General features: G+C 40.8%; 8 protein-coding genes. 6 read left to right on the top strand and 2 right to left on the bottom strand.

The genetic code is table 11. The features are described from left to right. Positions 1-60: 60 nt before the first annotated feature. A complete protein-coding gene (locus tag ACTCNA_RS16955; RefSeq protein WP_462949128.1) occupies positions 61-1,119 on the bottom strand; it encodes a 6-phosphofructokinase in 1,059 nt (352 codons plus the stop codon). 214 nt (positions 1,120-1,333) lie between these two features. Between ACTCNA_RS16955 and ACTCNA_RS16950 the strand changes: the two genes are divergently transcribed. Next, positions 1,334-2,137 (top strand): 3-keto-disaccharide hydrolase, encoded by an 804-nt coding sequence (locus tag ACTCNA_RS16950; protein ID WP_462949127.1) that lies wholly within the window; start codon positions 1,334-1,336, stop codon positions 2,135-2,137. 59 nt (positions 2,138-2,196) lie between these two features. Here the strand turns inward: ACTCNA_RS16950 and gldB are convergent, their stop codons facing one another. Further along, positions 2,197-3,210 (bottom strand): gliding motility lipoprotein GldB, encoded by a 1,014-nt coding sequence (gene gldB, locus ACTCNA_RS16945; protein ID WP_462949126.1) that lies wholly within the window; start codon positions 3,208-3,210, stop codon positions 2,197-2,199. 129 nt (positions 3,211-3,339) lie between these two features. Between gldB and ACTCNA_RS16940 the strand changes: the two genes are divergently transcribed. The 5 genes from ACTCNA_RS16940 to ACTCNA_RS16920 all read left to right on the top strand — a co-directional run bounded on the left by ACTCNA_RS16940 (position 3,340) and on the right by ACTCNA_RS16920 (position 7,402). Beyond that, complete coding sequence (locus ACTCNA_RS16940) at positions 3,340-3,639, top strand: DUF6922 domain-containing protein (protein WP_462949125.1); 300 nt, start codon at positions 3,340-3,342, stop codon at positions 3,637-3,639. Then, a complete protein-coding gene (locus tag ACTCNA_RS16935; protein WP_462949124.1) occupies positions 3,594-4,223 on the top strand; it encodes a nucleotidyl transferase AbiEii/AbiGii toxin family protein in 630 nt (209 codons plus the stop codon). The genes ACTCNA_RS16940 and ACTCNA_RS16935 overlap by 46 nt, the downstream gene beginning before the upstream one ends. Before the next feature lie 10 nt (positions 4,224-4,233). Further along, positions 4,234-5,877, top strand: a complete 1,644-nt coding sequence (locus tag ACTCNA_RS16930) for an NAD+ synthase (protein WP_462949123.1) — start codon at positions 4,234-4,236, stop codon at positions 5,875-5,877. Positions 5,878-6,240: 363 nt separating this feature from the next. Further along, positions 6,241-6,813, top strand: coding sequence for an RNA polymerase sigma-70 factor (locus ACTCNA_RS16925; protein ID WP_462949122.1), 573 nt, complete (start codon positions 6,241-6,243; stop codon positions 6,811-6,813). Positions 6,814-6,907: 94 nt separating this feature from the next. Beyond that, positions 6,908-7,402 carry an endonuclease domain-containing protein gene (locus ACTCNA_RS16920; protein ID WP_462949121.1) on the top strand — a complete coding sequence of 165 codons (495 nt, stop codon included), beginning with the start codon at positions 6,908-6,910 and terminating at the stop codon, positions 7,400-7,402. Positions 7,403-7,578: the final 176 nt, after the last annotated feature.

The raw sequence follows: 7,578 nt of genomic DNA, 5'->3' as shown, positions 1-7,578 counted from the left end.
GAATATTTCGAGGAAGAATTCTTTGAAACCAAAAAGCTGGTGCACATTCCTTTGTGATTTCTAATCATTCAAATACTCATCCCCAAACGAAACACCCATTTTCCGGGCTTTCAGAATAAGCGGGTGATCCTCTTTAACCAGTCGCAGATTACCACCCACTTCGGATAGCGGAACAGTGGTCAGTTCGTTTTTGTGCATGGCTACCATAGTACCGAAACAACCTTCGGCAATACACTGTGCAGCGTAAGAACCGTATTGTGTGGCCAGGATCCGGTCCATTGGGGTGGGGCTGCCGCCGCGCTGAATGTATCCAAGCACGGTTTCGCGTGTTTCAATCTCGGTGTAAGTTTGAATGGCCTCGCCAATGTGCGCTGCCGCCGATTTCCCTTTCGGATGGTCTATTCCTTCGGCCACGACCACAATCGAATAAGGTTTTTTATGTTCGTAACGTTTTTCAATTTTTTTGCACACCGAGCGGATGTTGTACGGAACTTCCGGGATCAGGATAATATCGCCGCCGCCCGCCAATCCTGAGTAGAGTGCCAGCCAGCCGGCGTGGTGTCCCATTACCTCGATAATCATCACCCGCTGGTGCGAGTTGGCTGTGGTATGCAGCCGGTCAATGGCTTCGGTGGCAATTTGCACCGCCGATTCAAAACCAAAAGTAATATCTGTTCCCCATACATCGTTGTCGATGGTTTTTGGGATACCAATAACATTTAATCCTTCCTGGGCCAGCATGTTGGCGGTCTTCATGGTGCCGTTTCCGCCAATGCACACCACGCAGTCAAGGCCAAGTTTTTCGTATGTTCTTTTTATCTTTTTCGGTTTCTCGGGGTTTTTCTTTACCCCTTTTTTTATCATTTTGTAGGGCTTCTCGCGCGAAGTTCCGAGAATTGTCCCGCCTTCGGTAAGTATTCCCGATAGCTGCGATTCGCTTAACTTTATGTAATCGTTTTCAATTAAACCCAGGTAGCCGGCGTTAAAACCGTACACTTCCATTCCGTATTCAACAATGGCCGTTTTCCCAACACCCCTGATTGCCGCGTTAAGCCCCGGGCAATCGCCACCGGCTGTTAAAATGCCAATTCTTTTTGGTTTACTTGTAGCATCATTCATGGTTTCAAATTAAATTATATTCATGTTTCAACAGAAATATGATATCGAAATTACGAAAGAAATTTGGAAATTATTAATTTTGTATAGCACAATTAGTGTATATTGTTAATTATTTAAGGGTGAATTACATATTGTTTTTCCAATTACCCTGATAATTTTTGATGAGTTGAGTGAGAATTAAATCTATTAATAAACAAATAAAAGAAAATTAAAAATGAGAAATTATTTTTCGTTACTAATGGTAGTTACTTTTCTATTCGCTGTTTCATGCACCGGGGGCCAGAAAAAATCCGATGACAGTTCAGAAAGCAGCGAAAAACAGGCAGCAGTTGAAGAAACTGCCGGACCAAACGAATTAACTGAAGCTGAAAAAGAAGAGGGCTGGATGCTCTTGTTCAACGGGCAAACACCCGAAGGCTGGCGTGGTGTGAACCAGGAAACTTTCCCGGCTGGCTGGGAAGTGGTTGACGGAACCTTGCACTGCAAAGAGTCGGGCCAGGGTGAAGCCGGTGCCGAAAATGGTGGCGACATTCTTTACGAAGAACAGAAGTTTTCCAACTTCCACCTGAAAATCGATTACAAAATTTCGGAAGGCGGCAACTCAGGTATTTTCTACCTTGGGCAGGAAGTTGAAGGAGACCCTATCTGGAAAACAGCTCCGGAATTCCAGGTGCTGGATAATGAAAGACATCCGGATGCCATGTTGGGCAAAAACGGAAACCGCAAATCAGCATCGCTTTACGATTTGATTCCTGCTGATCCGCAAAATGCAAAACCAGCCGGCGAATGGAACTCTGCCGAAATTATGGTGTATGACGGAACGGTAGTTCACAAACAGAATGGCGAAACCGTTTTGGAATATCATCTTTGGACCGATGACTGGAATGAAATGGTTGCCAATTCAAAATTCCCGGAATATAATCCTGACTGGGCCAACGTGGCAAAATCAGGTTACATTGCATTGCAGGATCATGGCGACGCTGTTTGGTACAGAAATATTAAAATCAGGGAATTGTAATTTTTCCTAACTTTTTCATAATAATTGGGGCATGTTTTATTAAGCGTGCCCTTTTTTATTTATTCCGGATAATAACCCGATTCATTCAGAATCTCCTGGTAATTGGTGTTTGGCATTAATTGAGGAAGTGAGATTTCTTCATGCTTGTTCATGTATTGCCGCACAATCTGCCAGCCAATCCAGATTCCGGCACGGGCAGGCGATTCTGTTGGGAAACCGGTTGTGTAGGGCCCGTCGTTGATGTAACGCAAAATATCCATCCGTTTGTTGGAATAGAGCATCTCGTTTTCTATCAGAAAATTCCACATTTGAGGTTCATTATTTTTACACCATTGCAGTTGTTCTGCTGTGTAACCTATTTTCAGCGAATCGTGCATTTCGGGGAGCATGGCATCAACAAGATACATCAGTTTTCCCTGGTGAACAATATTGTCGAGGACTGTTGTGGTGCCGTGCGGATCGTCAAACTCGGTCAGTCCCCATGCATAAGCTACATCCGACGGTAATTTTTTACGGTGCATGTTTTTCACCTTGTAAAGCGGCACATTGCTTAATTTTTGGTAATAGCTGCAATCGCGTCCCAGGTATTTATCAAGGCTGATTCCGATTATATCTTCTGCTGTAAAAACCGACTGGTTAAATCCCGAAATGGCTGTAAAAATTGTTGGCAGTTCTTTATCAGGAAAATGATAATGAAAATATTTGAAAGCTGTAATTAGCTCCTCCTCTGTTTTTTCAAAATCTGAAAATTCTTTTTTCACCAAGGTTTTTACATTCAAAATCATGGTATCGGTGAGGAATTGGCCCATGATTTCCGGGAAGTGTTCCTCTTCAATACCGCCCACGCCAATTACTTTCCAGGTGAACAGGTCGAAAAACTCCGGATATTTGTTTCGAAGGGCAGTTAATTCGGCCAAAGTGTCTTGCATGGGCAACTCAAAAAGCTCCTGGTCGAAACGCACAATCCCAACCTCGGTTTCTATGTCTGAAATATCCACTTTAAGCCGGTTGCGGTTGCAGGCGAAAAAAATAATAAGTATAATAAGAAGGGAAAAATATGTTTTATAATTCATTATAGATTAATTTTCATTCAATACGAACTGGTTTAAATTTTATTGCAAAGTTGAAACAAAAATAGCAGGCAGCAATTTATGGAATAGCAATTCACCGCAGATTTTTGTATTTTTGATAAAAAATGATCAATGCCGGAATTACTTGGAAAATTGAATAAAACCTATTTTTGGGATATTGATCCTGGTTTACTGGATGAAAATAAATCCAAAAGAATAATTATTGAACGCGTTATGAATTTTGGAAACCTCCGGGAAATAAAATTGATATTGACACATTATGGAAAGGAAGAAGTAAAAAAAACGGTTTGCAACCTGAATTATATCGATCCCAAAACACTTAATTTTCTTTCCCTGCTTTTAAATGTTCCAATAAGTGAATTTAAATGTTACACAAGGAAACAATCGACAGATCAACATTGGAGTTATTAAAAAAACTTCAAAACAAAGAATATTTGGATGAGTTTTTCCTCGTAGGAGGAACAGCATTGGCCTTACTTTACGGTCACCGAAAATCAATTGACATAGACCTGTTTTCAAATTTTAATTTTGACGCAGGGAAGCTACTTGAAAATTTATCAACGGACTTTCAATTCCAACTTTTTTTCTCTGCAGAAAATACAATTAAAGGAAGCATAAACGGAATTCAGATAGATTTAATAGCTCATCGATATCCAATGATTGGGATGCCTTTAATCACAGAGGGGATTTCAATTTTAGCAGTTGAAGATATTGCAGCAATGAAACTTAACGCCATTTCAACCAGTGGCCAACGTGTAAAAGATTTTATTGATATTTATTATTTGCTTGACAAATTTCCCCTTGCTGAATTAATTTCCTTTTACAAAAAAAAGTATTCTCAATATAATGAGGTAAATGTATTAAAAAGTATTACATGGTTCAATGATGTAAAATTGGAAGATTGGCCTGTTATTCTGAAGGATAAAAATCTCAAATGGGAAGAAGTAAAGGATCGAATTGTCAATAAGACAGAAATCTATTTAAAACAGCTATAACCATTGTTTTATGAAAGTAACTTTAGCTCAGTTAAATTACATAATTGGCGATTTTGAAGGGAACGCCGAAAAAATTATTGAAACCATCGAAAAAGCAAAAAATGCAGGAGCTGATTTGGTTGTTTTTTCCGAGTTGTCGGTTACCGGGTATTATCCGCACGATTTACTCGAAAAGAAAGAATTTATTCAGAAAGCGGAAGCAGCCGTAAACAAGATTGCTGCGGAATGCAAAGGAATTGCGGCTGTTGTTGGCGCTCCCCGAATCAATGAAAATGAACGCGGAAAACGACTTTTTAATTCGGCACTGTTTCTAACCGATGGAAAAATTCATTCCGCTCACAACAAAACTTTGCTGCCTACCTACGATATTTTTGATGAATACCGCCACTTTGAGCCCAACCGCGATTTTGAAGTGGTGGAATACAAAGGCGAAAAAATTGCCGTCACAATTTGCGAAGATTTGTGGGACGAACAACCCACCGCTAACGAGTTTGGGAAAGATAAACTTTACCAGGTTTCGCCCATGGAAGAACTGGCAAAACTGCACCCCGATTTTGTGGTGAATATTTCTGCTTCGCCGTTTTCGTACAACCAGGAAAGCTGGCGAAAAGATATTTTGATTTCGAAAGCCAAAAAATACCGGCTGCCCATTTTTTATGTGAACCAGTCCGGAGCACAAACCGAACTTATTTTTGACGGGGGCTCGGTTTATATCGATGAGCAAGGTGAGATTGTGAAAGAACTGAAGTATTTTGAAGAAGACTTCCTGGTTGTCGACACGCAGAATCCGGGGAGTAAATTGGTTCAGAAAGAAGCGGGTACCATCGAAAAAATTCATGATGCGCTGGTTTTGGGGATTCGTGATTATTTCGGAAAGATGGGATTTAAACAAGCCACCTTAGGTTTGTCGGGCGGAATCGACTCGGCAGTAACTGCAGTATTGGCAGTTGAAGCGCTGGGGGCTGAAAACGTTCGCGTGCTGCTCATGCCTTCCAAATATTCGTCGGGCCACAGCGTGGAAGATGCCCGGAAGTTGGCTGAAAATCTGGAGATTCAGTACGACATTGTAAAAATTCAGTCCGCCGTGGATGAATTTGAAAAGGAACTGGCACCGCTTTTCGAAGGAACTTCGCCCGATGTTACTGAGGAAAATATTCAGGCGCGGGCACGCGGGATTTTTGTAATGGCCATCTCCAATAAATTCGGTCACATTCTATTAAACACCACCAACAAAAGTGAATGTGCCGTGGGGTACGGAACGTTGTACGGCGACATGAACGGCGGCCTTGCAGTTTTGGGCGACGTGTATAAAACCGATGTGTTTAAAATGGCCCGGTTTATGAATCGTGAGCGTGAAATAATTCCTGAAAACAGCATTGTAAAACCTCCTTCTGCCGAACTCCGCCCCGAGCAGAAAGATACTGATTCCCTGCCCGAATATGAAATCCTCGATGAAATTCTGTTTAGTTTTATTGAGTTGAACCAGTCGCCACAGGAAATCATTGCCAAAGGTTTTGATGAAAAAGAAGTCAACCGGGTGATTCGTATGGTAAATGTAAATGAGTACAAACGGTTCCAGGCAGCGCCCATTTTGCGGGTCAGTTCCAAGGCTTTTGGGTTTGGCAGGAAGATGCCGCTGGTGGCAAAGTATTAGTATGCTACCAATGACAGATTTGCATAATATACTGTTTGTGAGAGAAATATCAAATAACAAAAAACAAGCTCCAAATAAGCACCAAAAAACAAAAAAACAAATCTCGAAACAAGATAAATTTAAGAATTTTGGAATTTAAAGTATTTGAAAATTGAAATTTATTTGTGATTTGTGATTTGCATTTTGGAATTTTACTGTCATTGCCTCATTATGCCTAATAAAATTAGGTGAAAACTCGCAAAGGCGCGGAGACGCAAAGGATTTTTTGTTGGACACTATTTTTTGGGTTCGATTACTTCTGTTTTTATATTATTCAATAAACAGCTGTTTGGATTGGAATAAAAAACAACTAATTTTGTTTCCATGACTGTCATCAACGGGATTAAGGAAGAAACCCTGATACAGCGACTCATTAACGGCGACCAGACGGCCTTTGAATTGCTGTTCCGTTTCTATTATCCCGGGTTGGTAACCTTCGCCTCCCAAATTGTCCTCGATACTGATGAAGCCGAAGAAATTGTACAGGAATTTTTTGTGAAATTGTGGACAGGCCGCAAGGAAATCAGAAAATCGGATACCCTGAAAAGTTATTTTTTCTCCTCGGTTAAAAACCGGGCACTGAATGTCCTGAAAAAGGAAAAAATCAACGAAAAAGTGCGTGAAGAACTTCAGATAATGATTGAGACTGACAGGCTGTACCAACCCGATTTGTTTGTTGAATCAGAATTGCAGTCACGTATCAAATCAGCCTTTGAAAAACTGCCGCCCCGCACCAACGAAGTTTTTTCGTTAAGCCGGTTCAAAGGCTTTTCCAACGACGAAATTGCCACCCAGTTGAATATCTCCAAACGCACCGTGGAAACCCAAATTTCAAATGCACTGAAAATACTGCGCGAAGAACTGAAAGATTACATGTTTATGCTGCTGTTGTTTTAATTGTTTTCACCGCAAAGACGCGGAGACGCAAAGGCACAGCGTTTTTTTACAGACAGTTGTTCGGAGCTTGTCCCCCTTTAATTGTATTTTTGCCATGGAAGTAAATTGCTGCCAATTAAAGGGGGAATCAAAGGGGGATTCAAAACTTTTAAAACTTTCATTATCAATCTGTTTTTTTAACTTTACCAAAAATATTTCAATGTCCGCGAGATACAATAAAAACCTGAAACCTCTGGCCCGTAATCTTCGGAAATTTGGGACCAAAGGCGAAGCATTACTTTGGCGGGATGTTCTTAAAGCAAAACAGCACTGGCCTTATCAATTTAACCGCCAATTTATTATTGGTGATTATATCGTAGATTTTGTTTGCCGAAAACTAAAACTCATCATTGAAATTGATGGTTCTTCCCATTTTGCCAAAAGCAAGGAAGATTGCATACGGCAACAATTTCTGGAATCACTTGGCTACACTGTTTTGCGTTTTGCAGAAAGTTTGGTTGTTTATAGGATAGATGATGTTGTGGCAGAAATTGATTATGCTATCCAATGTTTGGAACAGAGGATCATAGATGAACAAGAGAAAAAGTGAAGTTGTTTTTTGATTGCTCCCAATCCCCCTTACCCCCTTTGAATACAACAATGTGCTAAACGATTTTATTGACCGTCAAAGGGGGACGAAGCCCTGATGAAACGCAGGTAGTTGTTCGGAGCTTGTCCCCCTTTGGCTGAGATGTTGCCATGAAAAACGATTTGTTTATGCCAAAG

Source organism: Tangfeifania sp. (assembly GCF_055108615.1).
Note: the sequence above shows the minus strand (reverse complement) of the source record. Positions and strands in the feature narration are given on the sequence as shown.

Bases quoted from the DNA above. Each gene is read 5' to 3' on its own strand.
- ACTCNA_RS16955 (WP_462949128.1), bottom strand. From the start codon at position 1,119: ATGAATGATGCTACAAGTAAACCAAAAAGAATTGGCATTTTAACAGCC.
- ACTCNA_RS16950 (WP_462949127.1), top strand. From the start codon at position 1,334: ATGAGAAATTATTTTTCGTTACTAATGGTAGTTACTTTTCTATTCGCT.
- gldB (WP_462949126.1), bottom strand. From the start codon at position 3,210: ATGAATTATAAAACATATTTTTCCCTTCTTATTATACTTATTATTTTT.
- ACTCNA_RS16940 (WP_462949125.1), top strand. From the start codon at position 3,340: ATGCCGGAATTACTTGGAAAATTGAATAAAACCTATTTTTGGGATATT.
- ACTCNA_RS16935 (WP_462949124.1), top strand. From the start codon at position 3,594: ATGTTACACAAGGAAACAATCGACAGATCAACATTGGAGTTATTAAAA.
- ACTCNA_RS16930 (WP_462949123.1), top strand. From the start codon at position 4,234: ATGAAAGTAACTTTAGCTCAGTTAAATTACATAATTGGCGATTTTGAA.
- ACTCNA_RS16925 (WP_462949122.1), top strand. From the start codon at position 6,241: ATGACTGTCATCAACGGGATTAAGGAAGAAACCCTGATACAGCGACTC.
- ACTCNA_RS16920 (WP_462949121.1), top strand. From the start codon at position 6,908: ATGGAAGTAAATTGCTGCCAATTAAAGGGGGAATCAAAGGGGGATTCA.